Annotated in this window: 17 protein-coding genes; 12 read left to right on the top strand and 5 right to left on the bottom strand. The window is 67.2% G+C overall.

Annotation, left to right across the window (positions count from 1 at the left end):
- Positions 1-7: 7 nt before the first annotated feature.
- The 5 genes from smc to A7X97_RS18075 all read right to left on the bottom strand — a co-directional run bounded on the left by smc (position 8) and on the right by A7X97_RS18075 (position 5538).
- Positions 8-3511, bottom strand: a complete 3504-nt coding sequence (gene smc, locus A7X97_RS18055) for a chromosome segregation protein SMC (RefSeq protein WP_072168147.1) — start codon at positions 3509-3511, stop codon at positions 8-10.
- A 259-nt stretch (positions 3512-3770) separates the two neighbouring features.
- The gene (gene rplI, locus A7X97_RS18060) at positions 3771-4220 is read right to left on the bottom strand and encodes a 50S ribosomal protein L9 (RefSeq protein ID WP_065178618.1); all 450 of its coding nucleotides are present in this window, start codon (positions 4218-4220) and stop codon (positions 3771-3773) included.
- Between the two features lie 104 nt (positions 4221-4324).
- Positions 4325-4555, bottom strand: a complete 231-nt coding sequence (gene rpsR / locus A7X97_RS18065) for a 30S ribosomal protein S18 (RefSeq protein ID WP_002804494.1) — start codon at positions 4553-4555, stop codon at positions 4325-4327.
- Positions 4556-4566: 11 nt separating this feature from the next.
- The gene (gene rpsF, locus A7X97_RS18070) at positions 4567-5004 is read right to left on the bottom strand and encodes a 30S ribosomal protein S6 (protein WP_005410228.1); all 438 of its coding nucleotides are present in this window, start codon (positions 5002-5004) and stop codon (positions 4567-4569) included.
- A 195-nt stretch (positions 5005-5199) separates the two neighbouring features.
- Positions 5200-5538, bottom strand: a complete 339-nt coding sequence (locus tag A7X97_RS18075) for a HesB/IscA family protein (RefSeq protein ID WP_072168148.1) — start codon at positions 5536-5538, stop codon at positions 5200-5202.
- A 128-nt stretch (positions 5539-5666) separates the two neighbouring features.
- On the opposite strand from A7X97_RS18075, the gene asnS reads away from it, so the two are divergent.
- From asnS to A7X97_RS18135, 12 genes are all read left to right on the top strand, one after another.
- A complete protein-coding gene (gene asnS, locus A7X97_RS18080; protein ID WP_049415614.1) occupies positions 5667-7061 on the top strand; it encodes an asparagine--tRNA ligase in 1395 nt (464 codons plus the stop codon).
- A 30-nt stretch (positions 7062-7091) separates the two neighbouring features.
- Positions 7092-7391, top strand: coding sequence for a hypothetical protein (locus A7X97_RS18085; protein WP_005417403.1), 300 nt, complete (start codon positions 7092-7094; stop codon positions 7389-7391).
- A 5-nt stretch (positions 7392-7396) separates the two neighbouring features.
- Positions 7397-7711, top strand: a complete 315-nt coding sequence (locus A7X97_RS18090) for a hypothetical protein (protein WP_005417404.1) — start codon at positions 7397-7399, stop codon at positions 7709-7711.
- Positions 7712-7718: 7 nt separating this feature from the next.
- Positions 7719-8357: an FMN-binding negative transcriptional regulator gene (locus A7X97_RS18095; protein WP_088497052.1), complete on the top strand. Its 639-nt coding sequence runs from the start codon at positions 7719-7721 to the stop codon at positions 8355-8357.
- A gap of 71 nt (positions 8358-8428) precedes the next feature.
- Positions 8429-9091 carry a carbonate dehydratase gene (gene can / locus A7X97_RS18100; RefSeq protein WP_005417406.1) on the top strand — a complete coding sequence of 221 codons (663 nt, stop codon included), beginning with the start codon at positions 8429-8431 and terminating at the stop codon, positions 9089-9091.
- A 20-nt stretch (positions 9092-9111) separates the two neighbouring features.
- Entirely contained in the window at positions 9112-9633 is a 522-nt protein-coding gene (locus A7X97_RS18105; RefSeq protein WP_088497075.1) for a 3-hydroxyanthranilate 3,4-dioxygenase, read from the top strand.
- Positions 9634-9771: 138 nt separating this feature from the next.
- Positions 9772-11046 carry a kynureninase gene (gene kynU, locus A7X97_RS18110; RefSeq protein ID WP_088497051.1) on the top strand — a complete coding sequence of 425 codons (1275 nt, stop codon included), beginning with the start codon at positions 9772-9774 and terminating at the stop codon, positions 11044-11046.
- A 32-nt stretch (positions 11047-11078) separates the two neighbouring features.
- Positions 11079-12446: an FAD-dependent oxidoreductase gene (locus A7X97_RS18115; RefSeq protein ID WP_072168152.1), complete on the top strand. Its 1368-nt coding sequence runs from the start codon at positions 11079-11081 to the stop codon at positions 12444-12446.
- Complete coding sequence (gene sbcB / locus A7X97_RS18120; protein WP_088497050.1) at positions 12446-13885, top strand: exodeoxyribonuclease I; 1440 nt, start codon at positions 12446-12448, stop codon at positions 13883-13885. The genes A7X97_RS18115 and sbcB overlap by 1 nt, the downstream gene beginning before the upstream one ends.
- Positions 13882-14568, top strand: coding sequence for a DUF2461 domain-containing protein (locus A7X97_RS18125; RefSeq protein ID WP_053500718.1), 687 nt, complete (start codon positions 13882-13884; stop codon positions 14566-14568). Before sbcB ends, A7X97_RS18125 begins: the two co-directional genes overlap by 4 nt.
- Positions 14568-15560, top strand: coding sequence for an aldo/keto reductase (locus tag A7X97_RS18130; RefSeq protein WP_088497049.1), 993 nt, complete (start codon positions 14568-14570; stop codon positions 15558-15560). The genes A7X97_RS18125 and A7X97_RS18130 overlap by 1 nt, the downstream gene beginning before the upstream one ends.
- A 42-nt stretch (positions 15561-15602) precedes the next feature.
- Entirely contained in the window at positions 15603-16154 is a 552-nt protein-coding gene (locus tag A7X97_RS18135; RefSeq protein ID WP_111008256.1) for a DUF2939 domain-containing protein, read from the top strand.
- Positions 16155-16181: the final 27 nt, after the last annotated feature.

A 16181-nucleotide genomic window follows, 5' to 3' on the forward strand; every position in this document is an offset into this window, starting at 1 on the left:
TGGCACGTCAGGCCGCGCCCGCCAATCGCGCCGCTTCTTCCAGGTCCACGCTGACCAGGCGGCTGACGCCCGGCTCACGCATGGTCACGCCCGACAGCTGGTGCGCGGCCTCCATCGTCGCCTTGTTATGGCTGACGAACAGGAACTGCACCTTCTCGCTCATTTCCTTGACCATGTTGGCCAGGCGGCCGACGTTGGCTTCGTCCAGCGGCGCGTCCACCTCGTCCAGCAGGCAGAACGGGGCGGGATTCAACTGGAAGATGGCGAACACCAGCGCCACTGCGGTCATCGCCTTCTCGCCGCCGGACAGCAGCGAGATGCTGGACACGCGCTTGCCCGGCGGGCGCGCCATGATGGTCACACCCGTGTCGAGCAGGTCTTCTCCGGTCAGTTCCAGGTAGGCGTGGCCACCACCGAACAGGCGCGGATACAGCGCCTGGACGCCGGCATTGACGCGGTCGAAGGTGTCCTTGAAGCGCCCGCGGGTCTCGCGATCAATCTTGCGGATGGCATCCTCAAGTGTTTCCAGCGCCGTGGTCAGGTCGGCGTGCTGCGAATCCAGGTAGTCCGAACGCTGCGAAGCCTCGCCGTACTCGTGGATGGCGGCCAGGTTGACCGGCTCCAGCCGGCGCATGCGTGCGTCGATCTGGTGCACGGCCTGCTCCCAGTCGCCCAGGCGGGCGTCCTCGGGTAGTGCATTGAGCACGTCCTGCAGCACGAAGCCGGCCTTTTCCACCGCCGCCTGCAGGGTGTCGGCGCTGAGCGCCAAGGCCTGCTGGTCGAGCTTGCGCTGCGAAATGCGCTCGCGCTGGGCCAACGCCTGTTCGTCGCGCTGGTGGCGGGTCTGCTCGTAGTTGCGCAGCTCGGCGTCGATGCCGTCCAGCAGCGTCCGCGCCTCGGTCAGCACGCGGTCGGCGCGCACGCGCTCTTCCAGCGCGTTCTGGTGTTCGGCCTGCAGCGCTTCGACCGGCGAATCCCCTTCGTCCAGCTGCGAGTGCAGCTCGCCCAGTCGCGCATCCAACTGCCCACGCTGGGTGCCCATGCGCTCCAGCGCCTGGCTCAACGAGGCCAGCTGCGCGCGCTGTGATTCCAGGGTGAGTGCCAGCGCATGCGAGCGCTCGCGCACCGCACGGGCGGCATCGCGGGCCAGGTCGCGGGCCTCGGTCAGCTGGCGGCGCTCGCCCTCCAGCCGCTGCCGGGTCGACTCCAGGTCACCCATGCTGCTGACCGCGTTCTCCAACCGCGAGCGCGCTTCGCGCGCCTGCTCGTTGTTGGCTTCAATCGTTTCCTGCAGCTGCTTCAGCTCGCCTTCGATGCGGTCGATGCGCGTGCGTGCAGCCTCCACCTTGCCCTGCTGGCCCTGCAACTGGCCGGCCAGTTCGGACACCGCGCGATGGGCCTGGTACAGCGCGCGCTGCGCGTCCTCGCGCTGCTGTTCGGCCGCCTGCAGCTGCTCGCGGAAACCGGCCAGCTGGTCTTCCAGTTCGGCCTCGCGGTCCTGCAGCTGTTCGATCTGCTCGCGCAGTTCCTGGATCTCACGTTCGCGCAGCAGCGCGCCCTGCTCGGCGGCACCGGAGCGCGACACGCGCAGCCAGCCCCGGCCCAGGCGCTCGCCGCTCTGGGTGATGATCGAATCGCCTTCGGGCAGGCTGGCCTGCAGCGCCTTGGCTTCGGCCAGATCCCTGGCACCGTGCAGGTGCGCCAGCAGGCGCCGGATCGCTGCCGGGCCACGCACGCGTGCAGCCAGCGAGGTCGGCGCGACCTTCAGGTCCGCGCCATCGTTGGCGACCAGTGCAATGTGGCCCTCGCCCAGTTCGCCCAGCGCGTCGACCAGGCTGGCCGGGTCATCGACCAGCACGCCTTCGATCAACTGGCCAAGCGCGCTTTCCACCGCGTTTTCCCAACCGGCATCGACATCCAGGCGTTCGCCGACACGCGCCGCCGAATCCAGCCCGCGCGCCTTCAGCCAGGCGACTGCCGCGCCCTGCTCCTGGCCCAGCGCGGCCTGCTGCAGGGTTTCCAGCGAGGCCAGGCGACCGCGCAGGCCGTTGGCCTGCTTGCGCAGTTCGGCCAGTTCGTTCTGGCCATTGCGCTGCTGTTCCTGCACCGCCGCCACGCCCTGCTTGCGCAGCTCGACGTCTTCGCTCAGTTCATCCAGCGCGGCCTTCTGCGTGTCGTGCTGCAGGTGCAGCTGCTCGAAGGCTTCTTCCAGCGCGTCCACGTCCAGCCCGGCACGCTCGGCGGCCAGGGCTTCACGACGCCGGTCGGCATCGAGGATCTGCTTGTCCAGGTAGTCCACGCGCGTGCGCTCGACATCGCCGGCGCGCGAGGCCTCCGAACTCTGCGAGGTGTGCTGTTCCCAGCGCTGCTGCCAGCTGGCCAGCCGTTCTTCAGCCTCGCGCAGGCTTTCCTGCTTGATCTCGTTCTCTTCCTGCAGTGCTTCCAGCTGCGGGGCGGCGGCCTCCACCGCCTCGCGCAGCACGCTCAGCCTGGCCTCGTCGCCGCTGATGTGCTGGCCCAGTTCGGCCAGCGCCTGCTGCGTTTCATCGCGCGCCTTGTGCAGGCGCTGCGACAGCTCGCGCTGGTGCTGGATCTGCTGCTCCAGGCGCGCCAGCGTACTGCCGACCTGGTAGACCGCCGCCTGCGCGGTGTTGAGCGCGTCGGCAGCCTCTTCGCGCCGCGCACGCGAGGTTTCGATGCGGGCTTCGGCATCACGCTGGTCGGCAATCAGCTGCTGCAGCTTTGTCTCTTCCTGCGACAGGCCTTCGCGCAGCTTCGACAGGCGCCCGTCGAGGCCGCGGAATTCCAGCGCCTTCCACTCGGCGTCCTTGACCCGGCGCTCTTCCTGCAGGGCCTGGTACTGCTCGGCCTGCTTGGCCTGGCGCTTGAGGTGCTCCAGCTGCTTGCTGATCTCGTCGCGCAGGTCGCCCAGCCGGTCCAGGTTCTCGCGGGTGTGGCGGATGCGGGTCTCGGTCTCCTTGCGGCGCTCCTTGTACTTGGAGATGCCGGCCGCCTCTTCCAGGTACACGCGCAGGTCTTCCGGGCGCGCCTCGATGATCTGGCTGATCATGCCCTGCTCGATGATCGAGTAGCTGCGCGGGCCCAGGCCGGTGCCGAGGAACAGGTCGGTGATGTCGCGGCGGCGGCACTTGGTGCCGTTGAGGTAGTAGTTGCTGGTACCGTCGCGGCTGACCGTGCGCTTGACCGAGATTTCGTTGAACGCGGCGTACTCGCCGGAGATCGTGTGGTCGGAGTTGTCGAAGATCAGCTCGACCGTGGCCTGCGACACCGGCTTGCGGGCGTTGGAACCGGAGAAGATCACGTCGGTCAGCGAGTCGCCGCGCAGGCGGCTGGCCGAGCTCTCGCCCATGACCCAGCGCACGGCGTCGATGATGTTCGACTTGCCGCAGCCATTGGGGCCCACCACGCCGGTCATGTTGGTCGGCAGGTGCAGGGTGGTCGGATCGACGAACGACTTGAAGCCGGACAGCTTGATCGTGGAAAGACGCATAGGGGTTCCGGACTGGGGCCGGCAAGCGGCCTGCGTTTACCCTCCAAGTCATTGATCCTGTTGGGATCGATGCCCGTGGAACGGGTGTGACGCCCTGAGTATACCGATGTGGCCGTGTTCTACGAATGGGCGTGGAACATTGCCCGGCCCTGCCCCGCCGGCCGCACGTGGCCCGAGCTGGCGAAACGGAACCATAAAACAAAACGGGCACCCTTGCGGGCGCCCGTTCTGCGGTGATGCCAGGCCTTGCGGCGGGGGATCAGGCTTCGGCGACGACGACGACCTTGACGGTGGTCTCGACGTCGGCGTGCAGGTGGATCAGCACGTCGTATTCGCCGATGTTGCGGAAGGCGCCTTCACCCAGGATGACTTCGCTCTTCTCCAGCGGCAGGCCGGCGGCAGTGAAGGCTTCGGCGATGTCGCGCGGGCCGACCGAGCCGTACAGCTTGCCCTCGGTCGAAGCGTTGGCGGCGATGGTCACGCTCGCGCCTTCCAGCTTGGCCTTGCGGCCTTCAGCTTCTGCGTGGATGGCCTGGGCCTTGGCTTCGTACTCGGCGCGCTTGGCTTCGAACTCTGCCTTGTTGCTCTCGGTGGCCGGCACGGCCTTGCCCTGCGGCACGAGGAAGTTACGGCCGTAACCCGGCTTCACGTCGACCAGGTCGCCCAGGTTGCCGAGGTTGGTGACTTTCTGCAGGAGGATCAGCTGCATGGTATTGCTCCAGATGAGTTATTCGTTAGCGAGGCGATGCCCCGCAACAAAGGCTGTCCGAATAGCTGGCACAGCGGGGGCGGCACCGGGCCGCCCCGCCGGCATCAGACGTCGTGGTTGTCGGTGTACGGGATCAGGGCCAGGAAGCGAGCGCGCTTGACGGCGGTCGCCAGCTGGCGCTGGTACTTCGACTTGGTACCGGTCACGCGGCTCGGCACGATCTTGCCGTTCTCGGTCAGGTACTGGCGCAGGGTGTTGAGATCCTTGTAGTCGATCTCCTTCACACCTTCAGCAGTGAACTTGCAGAACTTGCGGCGACGGAAGAACTTGGACATGGGAAGGCTCCTTAGGCGGCGGAAGCGGCGTCGTCGCCGGCTTCGTTGTCAGCGGTGTTGTTGGACTCGCCTTCTTCGTCGTCACGACGACGGCGCTCACCGCGCTCCGGCTTGTCACCCTTCTCGTCCTTGCTCTTCATGATCAGCGACTGCTCGGTGTCAGCCTCGTCACGCTTGATGACCAGGTTGCGCAGCACGGCGTCGTTGAAGCGGAAGCTCTCGGTCAGTTCGTTCAGAACGGCCTGGTCGGCTTCGATGTTCATCAGCACGTAGTGGGCCTTCACCAGGTTCTGGATCGGGTACGCCAGCTGGCGGCGGCCCCAGTCTTCCAGACGGTGGATGGTGCCGTTGCCGTTCTCGACCAGCGACTTGTAGCGCTCGATCATGGCCGGGACCTGCTCGCTCTGGTCCGGGTGGACCATGAACACGATTTCGTAATGACGACTCATGTTTTTTCTACCTTTCGGATGTGGCCTCGCGGCCGGACAGCCCCCCGCCGTTGAGACCGCGGTGGGGCAAGGATTCCCGCCAGGAAGGCAGGAAGCCGCGCATTATGGCGCAGATGAGGGTGCCGGGCAACCGGCCCGCGGCGGCTGAACCTGCCCCCAGCGCCCGGCCATGCCCGGCGGGCGCCAGAACCGGCCTCAGGCCTTGTCGGCGTCGGTGGTGAAGCTCTCGCCGCAGCCACACTCGGCGGTGGCGTTCGGGTTGCTGAACGTGAACGTCTCGCTCAGGCCTTGCTTGCCAAAGTCGATCACGGTGCCGTCCACCAGCGCCAGGCTCTTGGCGTCGACGTAGATCTTCACGCCGTCCTGCTCGAACACGGTATCGCCCTCGCGCTCGTCGCGGGCCAGGTCGGTCACGTGGCCCCAACCGGAGCAGCCGGTCCTGGTCACGCCGAAACGCAGGCCCAGCGCGCCGGGGGTCTGGGCGACAAAGCGCTGCACGCGCTCGAAGGCAATGGGGGTCAGGCTGACGGCCATGGGGCTACTCCAGAGGTACGGGAACATTATAAGGAGCCGTTGCCGCGAAAAATGCCTCGCAAGCAGAACGCTGCAACCGGTAAACTCCCGTGTTCACAGATCGAGTCGATCAGCAGAGGATTCAAGTCATGACGGTGGTCAGCGTTGAACATGCGCTTGCCGGGAAGATCCCGGAAGGCGGCGAAGTCACGGTACGCGGATGGGTGCGCACGGTGCGCGGTTCAGCGAATCTGGCCTTCGTGAATGTGAGCGACGGCTCCTGCTTCGCCCCGATCCAGGTCGTGGCCAACGACACCCTGGCCAACTTCGACGAGATCAAGCGCCTGACCAGCGGCTGCTCGGTCATCGGCACCGGCACCCTGGTGAAGTCGCAGGGCAAGGGCCAGTCGTTCGAGATCCAGGCCAGCGCCCTGGAAGTGGTCGGCTGGGTCGAAGATCCGCTCACCTACCCGATCCAGCCCAAGCCGATGTCGCCGGAGTTCCTGCGCGAAGTGGCGCACCTGCGCCCACGCACCAACCTGTTCGGCGCAGTCACCCGCATCCGCAACTGCCTGGCCCAGGCCGTGCACCGCTTCTTCCACGAGAACGGCTTCAACTGGATCAGCACCCCGATCATCACCACCTCCGACGCCGAAGGCGCCGGCCAGATGTTCCGCGTGTCCACCCTGGACATGGTGAACCTGCCGCGTGACGAGAAGGGCGCGATCGACTTCAGCCGCGACTTCTTCGGCAAGGAAACGTTCCTGACCGTGTCCGGCCAGCTGAACGTCGAGGCCTACTGCCTGGCGCTGAGCAAGGTCTACACCTTCGGCCCGACCTTCCGCGCCGAGAACAGCCACACCACCCGCCATCTGGCGGAGTTCTGGATGATCGAGCCGGAAATCGCCTTCGCCGACCTGGCCGAAGACGCACGCCTGGCCGAAGAGTTCCTGAAGTACCTGTTCCGCGCCGTGCTGAACGAGCGCAGCGACGACCTGGCCTTCATCGCCGAGCGCGTGGACAAGAACGCGATCACCAAGCTGGAAGATTTCATCAACGCACCGTTCGAGCGCATCGACTACACCGATGCGGTCAGCCTGCTGCAGAAGTCCGGCAGGAAGTTCGACTTCCCGGTGGAATGGGGCCTGGACCTGCAGACCGAGCACGAGCGCTGGCTGACCGAGGAGCATGTCGGCCGTCCGGTGGTGGTGACCAACTATCCGGAGCACATCAAGGCCTTCTACATGCGCCTGAACGACGACGGTAAGACCGTTGCCGCGATGGACGTGCTGGCCCCAGGCATCGGTGAGATCATCGGTGGCAGCCAGCGTGAGGAGCGCCTGGACGTGCTGGACGCGCGCATGGCCCAGTTCGGCCTGGATCGCGAGCACTACAGCTGGTACCGCGACTTCCGCCGCTATGGCTCGGTGCCGCACGCCGGCTTCGGCCTGGGCTTCGAACGCCTGGTGGTGTACGTCTGCGGGCTGTCCAACATCCGCGACGCGATCCCCTACCCGCGCGCCCCGGGCAGCGCGGACTTCTAAGCCCCACACGACCACGGAGGTACGGCTCCCATGACCCTGTTCTTCGCCCTGTGTTTCGTCGGCGTTGCAGTGGCCGGGTTCAGTGCCTTCGTGATCTTCTGGCCGCTGACCCTGGTGCACGTGCGCGACCGCCATCCGGCGCTCGCCGAGCGCTTCGGCAGCGGCGCCTTCCTCAAGCCCGATGCCCTGGCCTGGCTGCTGCGCCGCGACTATCGCCAGCAGCCGGACCGCTCGCTGTCCGGGCTGGCGACGCCGGCCTGGGTATCGCTGCTGACCCTGCTGGCCGGACTGGGCATGGCCGCCCTGCTCTGGCTGGCCTCGCTCTGGTAACCCCCATGAATGACATTTCTGCCTCGCGCGACAGCTGGTGGCTGGCCAGCCTCGGCAACACCCTGATCTGGGCGCGCCTGCGCGTTCGCCCGGCCGGCACCGCCGAAGTGCTCGACAGCGATGGCAACACGCTGAGCTACGACAGCGAAGACACCGCCCGTTCGCAGTTGTTCGACGCCGAATTCGTCGAGTATGACGGCCTGGACGAGGAAGACGCGCTGGTGCGCGGCTTCAGCCTGCACGAAGTGCAGCCGCCGCAGGCCGACAACGACGAGGGCCTGCGCGGCCGCATGATCCAGTCGCTGGGCGCGCGCGCCTAATCCAGGCATGTTCACTCCACGCGCCTTCGCCGAGACCGACCTGCTCTGGCTGGACCGCCTGCTGGCGCGCGATCCGTTCGTCACCGTGCTCACCCCCGGCAGCGATGGCCTGCCGGAGCTGACCCGGATGCCGGTACTGTACCGGCGCGAGGGCGAGCGCATCGAGCTGCGCGGGCACTGGGCCCGCGCCAACCCGCAGTCACGCCACGGCGGTGCGGCCAAGGTGCTGGTCGACGGACCACACGGCTACCTCTCGGCCAGCTGGTATCCGGACAAGGAGCCTGCCGCACGGGTGCCAACCTGGAACTACGCCGCCGCCGAGCTGCGTGGCCAGTTGCACACCTTCGACGACACCGATGCGCTGGCCGAACTGGTCGGCGCGATCAGCGATCACTTCGAAGCCAGTGTCGGCCAGGCCTGGCAGTTCGATGCCACGCGCGCCGAACATGGCCCGGAACTGCGTGCCATCGTCGGCTTCCGTTTCCAGGTCGAACACGTGCAGCTGAAGCTGAAGCTGAGCCAGAACCATCCCGACGCCAACCAGCGCGCCGTGATCGCCGAACTGGAACAGCTGGGCACCCCTTCCTCCACCGAGTTGGCGCAGTGGATGCGCTGGCACCGCGAACAGGCCGCCCGCAGCGGCTGAACACCCCAGATTCCCGCGACGTCGCAGCCGGATGGCTGCGATGCGCCCCCACCCGACGCCAGGGACCGAACATGAAAGACATCCACAAGCTGCTGCAGAACAACCGCGACTGGGCCGACCGCATCGAGAAGGAGGACCCCGACTTCTTCCACCAGCTGGCCAAGCAGCAGCACCCGGAGTACCTGTGGATCGGCTGCTCCGATTCGCGCGTGCCGGCCAACCAGATCATCGGCATGGCGCCGGGCGAAGTGTTCGTGCATCGCAACGTCGCCAACGTGGTCGCCCACACCGACCTCAACTGCCTGAGCGTGGTGCAGTACGCGGTGGACCAGCTGAAGGTCAAGCACATCCTGATCGTCGGCCACTACGGCTGCGGCGGCGTGCATGCCTGCCTGCACAACACCCGCGTCGGCCTGGCCGACAACTGGCTGCGCCATGTCGGTGACGTGGTGCAGAAGCACCAGGGCATCCTCGACGCCATCGAAGACGACGAACTCAAGCACGCCCGGCTGTGCGAGCTGAACGTGATCGAGCAGGTCGCCAACCTCTGCCGCTCGACCATCGTGCTGGATGCCTGGGCCCGCGGCCAGAAGCTGATGGTGCACGGCTGGGTCTACAGCCTGAAGGACGGCCGCGTGCGTGAAATGGGCATCGACGTCGGTTCGCTGGAAGAGCTGCAGCCGGCGTATGAAAAAGCGCTGTCCTTCGTGCCGCGCAAGGGCCGTCGCGACTGATCCCCACACGGATGACCACCATGCTCGCTCCGCCGATCAACCTGCACGCCTGGATCGAAGAGAACCGCCACCTGCTGAAGCCGCCGGTGGGCAACAAGATGATCGACAACGGCGATTTCATCGTGATGGTGGTCGGCGGGCCGAACTCGCGTACCGACTACCACTACGACGAAGGCCCCGAGTGGTTCTACCAGCTCGAAGGCGAGATGGTGCTGAAGGTGCAGGAGGACGGCGCGGTACGCGACATTCCGATCCGCGCCGGCGAGATCTTCCTGTTGCCGGCGAAGGTGCCGCACTCGCCGCGGCGCCCGCCCGGGGGCATCGGCCTGGTGGTCGAGCGCAAGCGGCTGCCGCATGAGTTGGACGGCGTGATCTGGCACTGCGAGCGCTGCAACCACAAGCTGCACGAAGAGTATTTCCCGCTGCAGAACATCGAAACCGACCTGCCCAAGGTGTTTGCGCACTACCAAGCCAGCCTGGAACTGCGTACCTGCAGCCAGTGCGGGCACGTGGATCCGCTGCCGGTGCCGGCGGCGGGCTGAGCACCTGCCCCTGTAGAGCCGAGCCCATGCTCGGCTTCGTGGCCCGGCAGCCGAGCATGGGCTCGACTCTACAGGTTCGGCGGCAGGCACGCCGCCAGGCGCTACACTGGCGGTCCCGTTGCAGCCTGTTGCCCGACCATGTCCGACCTGCTCAGCCGCACCCACGCCATCGCCCTGGACGCCGCCGATCCGCTGCGCCCGCTGCGTGGCGAATTCCTGATTCCGCGCCATGGTGGCGGCGAGCAGACCTACTTCGTCGGCAACTCGCTGGGCCTGCAGCCGCGCGGTGCGCAGGCAGCGGTGCAGGAAGTGATGAAACAATGGGGCGAACTGGCGGTGGAAGGCCACTTCACCGGCCCGACGCAGTGGCTGTCCTACCACCGCCTGGTGAGCGCGCAGCTGGCCCGAGTGGTCGGCGCACTGCCCAGCGAGGTGGTAGCGATGAACACGCTGAGCGTGAACCTGCACCTGATGATGGTCAGCTTCTACCGGCCGACCACGCAGCGCCCGGTGATCCTGATGGAAGCCGGCGCATTCCCGACCGACCGCCACGCGGTGGAAGCTCAGATCCGCTTCCATGGTTTCGACCCGGCCGAGTGCCTGGTGGAAGTGCAGCCGGACGAAGCCAACGGCACGATTTCGCTGACCGCGATCGAACGCGCCATCGCCGAGCACGGCCCGCGCCTGGCGCTGGTGCTGTGGCCCGGCGTGCAGTACCGCACCGGCCAGGCCTTCGACCTCGATGCGATCACCCGCGCCGCACGCCTGCAGGGCGCACGCATCGGCTTCGATCTGGCGCACTCGGTTGGCAACCTGCCGCTGCGCCTGCATGACGTGGCGCCCGATTTCGCCGTGTGGTGCCACTACAAATACCTCAACAGCGGCCCCGGCGCGGTGGCTGGCGCGTTCGTGCACGAGCGCCACCACCGCGACACCACCCTGCCGCGCTTTGCCGGCTGGTGGGGCCATGAGGAATCGACCCGCTTCCAGATGGCGCCCCAGTTCACCCCCGCCATCGGTGCCGAAGGCTGGCAGCTCAGCAATCCACCGATCCTTGGCCTGGCACCACTGCGTGCCTCGCTGGACCTGTTCGAGCGTGCCGGCATGGAGGCGCTGCGCAGCAAATCGCTGGCGCTGACCGGCCTGCTCGAAGCACTGGTCCGCGCACGCCTGCCGCAGGTGCTGGACATCATTACCCCGGCCGATCCGCAGCGCCGCGGCTGCCAGTTGTCGCTGCGCGTGATCGGTGGCCGCGAGCGTGGCCGTGCACTGTTCGAGCACCTGCGCGGCATCGGCGTGCTCGGCGACTGGCGCGAGCCTGACGTGATCCGCATCTCGCCCACCCCGCTCTACAACCGCTACCTGGACGTGCACCATTTCGTCGAGGAAGTGGAAGCCTGGGCCGGCCTGTAAGCCGGCCCCTCCCCCTGCTGCTGGACAGTTCGTTGATCGCACACGCCTCCCGCTCGTTGAGCATTATCGGTGCCGGCCTTGCCGGGTCCCTGCTGGCCATCCTGCTGTCACGGCAAGGCTGGCGCATCACCCTGTACGAACGCCGTGGCGATCCCCGCATTGCCGACTACGAGAGCGGTCGTTCGATCAACCTGGCGTTGGCCGAGCGCGGGCGCAATGCACTGCGCCAGGCCGGTGTGGAAGACGAGGTGATGGCGCGCGCGGTGATGATGCGCGGGCGCATGGTGCATCCACGCGACGGCGAACCGCAGCTGCAGCGCTATGGCCGCGACGACAGCGAGGTGATCTGGTCGATCCATCGCAGCGATCTGAACACCACGCTGCTGGAACTGGCCGAACAGGCCGGTGCCACCGTGCATTTCCATCGTCGCCTGCATACCGTGGATTTCGATGCGGGCTACGCGCGTTTCATCGATGACCGTGACGACAGCCCGCACGACATCCGCTTTGACACCCTGATCGGCGCCGACGGCGCGGGCTCGGCACTGCGCGCGGCGATGAACCGTCGTGCGCCGCTGGGCGAGGACATCGCCTTCCTTGACCATTCGTACAAGGAACTGGAGATCCCGCCGGCTGCCGATGGCGGCTTCCGCATCGAGCGCAATGCGCTGCACATCTGGCCGCGCGGCCACTACATGTGCATCGCGTTGCCCAATCACGAAGGCACTTTCACGGTCACCCTGTTCCTGCCCAACCAGGGCGATCCCAGCTTCGCCACGGTCAATACCGGTGCGCAGGCCGAGGCCCTGTTTGCACGCGAGTTCGCCGACGCGCTGCCGTTGATCCCGAACCTGCGCGTGGACTGGGAACAGCACCCGCCGGGCCTGCTCGGCACGCTCACCCTCGACCGCTGGCATCAGCAGGGCCGCGCCGTGCTGATCGGTGACGCTGCGCATGCGATGGTGCCGTTCCACGGCCAGGGCATGAACTGCGCGTTCGAGGATTGCGTGGCTCTGGCCCGCCATCTGATGGAAGCGGATGATCTGGAAGGTGCGTTCGCCGCGTTCGAGGCCGAGCGCAAACCGAATGCACGTGCCATCCAGCAGATGGCGCTTGAGAACTACCTGGAGATGCGCGACCGCGTGGCCGACCCTGCATTCCTGCTGCAACGCGAGCTGGAGCAGGAACTGCAGCGGCGCTGGCCGACCCGCTTCGTGCCGCATTACACGATGGTCACCTTCCTGCACACGCCCTACGCCGAGGCGCTGCGCCGCACCGAACTGCAGCGCGACCTGCTGGCTGCAGCCACCGCCGGTCACGATTCACTGGACAACATCGACTGGGCCGCACTGGAAGCGCAGGTCCACGCGCAGTTGCCGGTCCTGGAGGGAGCGCACTGATGGCCGACAGCTTCCTGTTCTACGACCTGGAAACCTTCGGCCAGGACCCGCGGCGCACGCGCATCTCGCAGTTCGCCGCGGTCCGCACCGATGCCGACCTCAACGAGATCGACACGCCGGTCAGCTTCTTCGTGCGCCCGGCCGATGACCTGCTGCCCTCGCCGATGGCCACCCTGGTCACCGGCATCACCCCGCAGCAGGCCCTGGCCGAGGGCATCAGCGAGGCAGAAGCCTTCGACCGCATCAACGAACTGATGTCGCGATCCGGCACCTGCGCACTGGGCTACAACACGCTGCGCTTCGACGATGAGTTCGTCCGCTACGGGTTGTTCCGCAACTTCCACGATCCCTACGAACGCGAGTGGCGCAACGGCAATTCGCGCTGGGACCTGCTGGACATGCTGCGGCTGATGCGCGCGATGCGCCCGGACGGCATCCGGTGGCCGCTGCGCGAGGACGGCGCCACCTCGTTCAAGCTCGAGCACCTGGCCGAGGCCAACAACGTGCGCGAAGGCGATGCGCACGAAGCGCTGTCAGACGTGCGCGCCACCATCGGCATGGCACGGCTGTTCAAGCAGTCGCAGCCGCGGCTGTGGGAGTACGCGCTGAAGCTGCGCGACAAGCGCTTCGTCGGCGGCTTGCTGGACGTGGCGGCGATGAAGCCGGTTCTGCACATTTCCATGCGCTACCCTGCCAGCCGCCTGTGCGCCGCACCGGTTCTGCCCTTGGCCGTGCACCCGACCATCAACAACCGGGTGATCGTGTTCGACCTGGAGGGCGAGATCGACGACCTGCTCGACCTGCCGGCCGAGGTGATCGCACAGCGCCTGTACATGCGGGCCAGCGAGCTGCCCGAAGGCGTGGCACGCGTGCCGCTGAAGGAAGTGCACCTGAACAAGGTGCCGGCACTGATCGCATGGAACCACCTGCGCGCCGATGACCATGCGCGCCTCGGCCTGGACGTGGCCGCGATCGAAGCCAAGGTGGAACGGCTGCGCGCGTTCGCTCCACAGCTGGCCGAGAAGGCACGCCAGGTCTACAACCAGCCCCGCGTCGCGACCGTGGCCGATGTCGATGCCTCGCTGTATGACGGCTTCCTCGGCAATGGCGACAAGCCGCTGCTGGCGCTGGCACGCACCACCGCGCCGGAGCAGCTGGCCGCGCTGGAAGGCCGCTTCCGCGACCCGCGCCTGCCGGAGCTGCTGTTCCGCTACCGTGCGCGCAATCATCCCGACAGCCTCGCGCCGGCTGAACGCCAGCGCTGGCAGGATTACCGGCGCCAGCGCCTGCTCGGCGACGGCGGCCTGGGCGAACTCAACCTGCCCCAGTACCAGCAACAGCTCGATGCGCTGGCCGCCGAGTCGCCCGACGACGCGCGGCGCCAGGCCCTGCTGCAATCGCTGCGCGACTGGGGCCAGCACCTGCAGGAGACCTTGTGAGTACCTATTTCTCGGACGCCAGCTTCAAGTTCCTGCGCAGCCTGGCGCGGCACAACGACAAGACCTGGTTCAACGACCACCGCCAGCAGTATGAAGACCACGTTCGGCAGCCGTTCCTGCGCCTGCTGGGCGACCTGCAGCCGGCATTGGCCGAGGTCAGCGAGCACTTCCGCGCCGATACCCGCGGCGTCGGCGGCTCCCTGTTCCGCATCCACCGTGACGCGCGCTTTTCCAACGACAAGTCACCGTACAAGACCTGGCAGGGTGCGCGCCTGTTCCACGAGCGGCGCCGCGAGGTGGCCGCGCCGTCCTTCTATGTGCACCTGCAACCCGGCGAGAGCTTCGTCGGCGCCGGCCTGTGGCATCCGGAACCGGAAACCCAGCGCCGCGTGCGCCACTTCATCCTCGACAACCCGGGCAGCTGGAAGGCCGCCGCGCACGCGCCGGCCCTGCGCAAGCGCTTCGATTTCGAGGAGAGCGAGAAGCTGGTGCGGCCCCCGCGTGGCTTCCCGGCCGACTTCGAGTTCATCGACGACCTCAAGCACCGCAACTGGGTGATGTGGCGCTCGCTGGACGACGCCACCATGACCGGCCCACGCCTGCTGTCCACGCTGGGCAAGGACCTGGCCGCGCTCGGCCCGTTCGTCGACTACCTGTGCGCTGCGCTGGACCTGGAATTCTGATGTCGCAGAATCTTCCGCTGGCCCGCCAGCGGCGCGTGCTCGGCCGCACCGGCCTGGCCGTTTCACCGATCGGATTGGGCTGTTCCGGCTTCTGGGGTCATCGCCGCTTCCCCGAGCATGAGGCGGCTGCTGTGGTCGAGCATGCGCTTGCCCACGGGGTGAACCTGCTCGATACCGGTCACAACTATTCCGGCTTCCATGCCGAGCCGCGCCTGGGCCGCATCCTGCGCCCGTTGCTGAAGCAGTACCCGCGCGATTCACTGGTGATCTCAAGCAAGGGCGGCACGCTGACCGGCCAGGCCGGCATCAGCGTCGCCGAGCAACGCAATTTCTCGCCCGCGGCCATCACCGCCAGCTGCGAGGCGTCGCTGCGCAACCTCGGCCTGGGCCATCTTGATGTCTACCAGCTGCATGACGCCAGCGAACACGACATCAGTGACGACCTGCTGGCGGCACTGCAGCGCCTGCGCGAACGTGGGTTGATCCGATTCACCGGCATCAACACCCACTCGGCCTCGACCCTGCGCTGGATGATCGCCCATCCAGATGCCTTCGATGTGGTGCTGCTGGACTACAACGCCCTACAGCAGGACCGCGAACCGCTTATCGATCAGCTGCAGGCAGTGGGCATCGGCGTGCTGGCCGGCACCGTGCTGGCGCAGGGCCATCTGCTGCCCGCACGCCCGCGCCTGCCACGGCTGGCCGATGGCTGGTACCTGGCGCGCGCCTGGCTGAAACCCAGCAGCCGCCATCTGATGCGCAGTGCCCGCCAGATGCGGCGCGCGGTGGCCACGATCCACAGCCAGCGTCCGGCCCAGACCGCCTTCGCCTACGCATTGGGGCATCCCGGTGTGGCCAGCGGCATCCTCGGCACCACCCGCATCCGCAGCCTGGACGAGGTCTTGGCAACGCGCGTGGAGGCGCTGAGCCCGGCGGAACGGCAACAGCTGGTCGATGCCTTCGGTGATGGCCGTGGTTCGCCCAGTCAGTGAGTCTTCACCCGGCACTGCCGCCGTTGCGGCAGTCTGTCCGGCATGAAGAAGCTCACCGCACTGCTTGTGCTGCTGGTCCTGGCCTTGGCGGCCTGGTGGTTCGGCGGCCCGTACCTGACTGTCAATGGCTTGTCCAAGGCCATCGAACGGCGCGACACCGCGCGCCTGGGGCGTTACGTCGATTTCCCGCGCGTGCGCAGCAGCCTGCGTGCGCAGCTCAATGATTACCTGGTGCGCCAGGCGGGCCCGGACGTGGCGGCCAGCCCGTTCGGAGCCCTGCTCTACGGCCTGGGCGACCAGCTCGGGGGGGCCGCGGTGGAAACCATGGTGACCCCGACCGGGATCGGCGCGATGCTGCAGGGCCACGTGCTGTGGAAGCGTGGCCGCAATGAACTGCAGGGTGGCGACGCCTTCGGCGCGACCGAACCTGCGCGGCCGTTGAAACACGCCGAGCACCATTTCGAGGCGTTCGATCGCTTCGTGATCAATGTGGATCGCGGCCCCGGCCAGCCACCGACGAAGGTGGTGCTGGAGCCGCAGGGCCTGCGCTGGAAAGTGGTGGACCTGCAGTTGGGGATGTCGGGCAGCCCTTGATCGGCCCCGTGGCCTGACGGCAGCGCC

Source organism: Stenotrophomonas sepilia, assembly GCF_003244875.1.
In the GTDB taxonomy this organism is placed as follows: domain Bacteria; phylum Pseudomonadota; class Gammaproteobacteria; order Xanthomonadales; family Xanthomonadaceae; genus Stenotrophomonas; species Stenotrophomonas sepilia.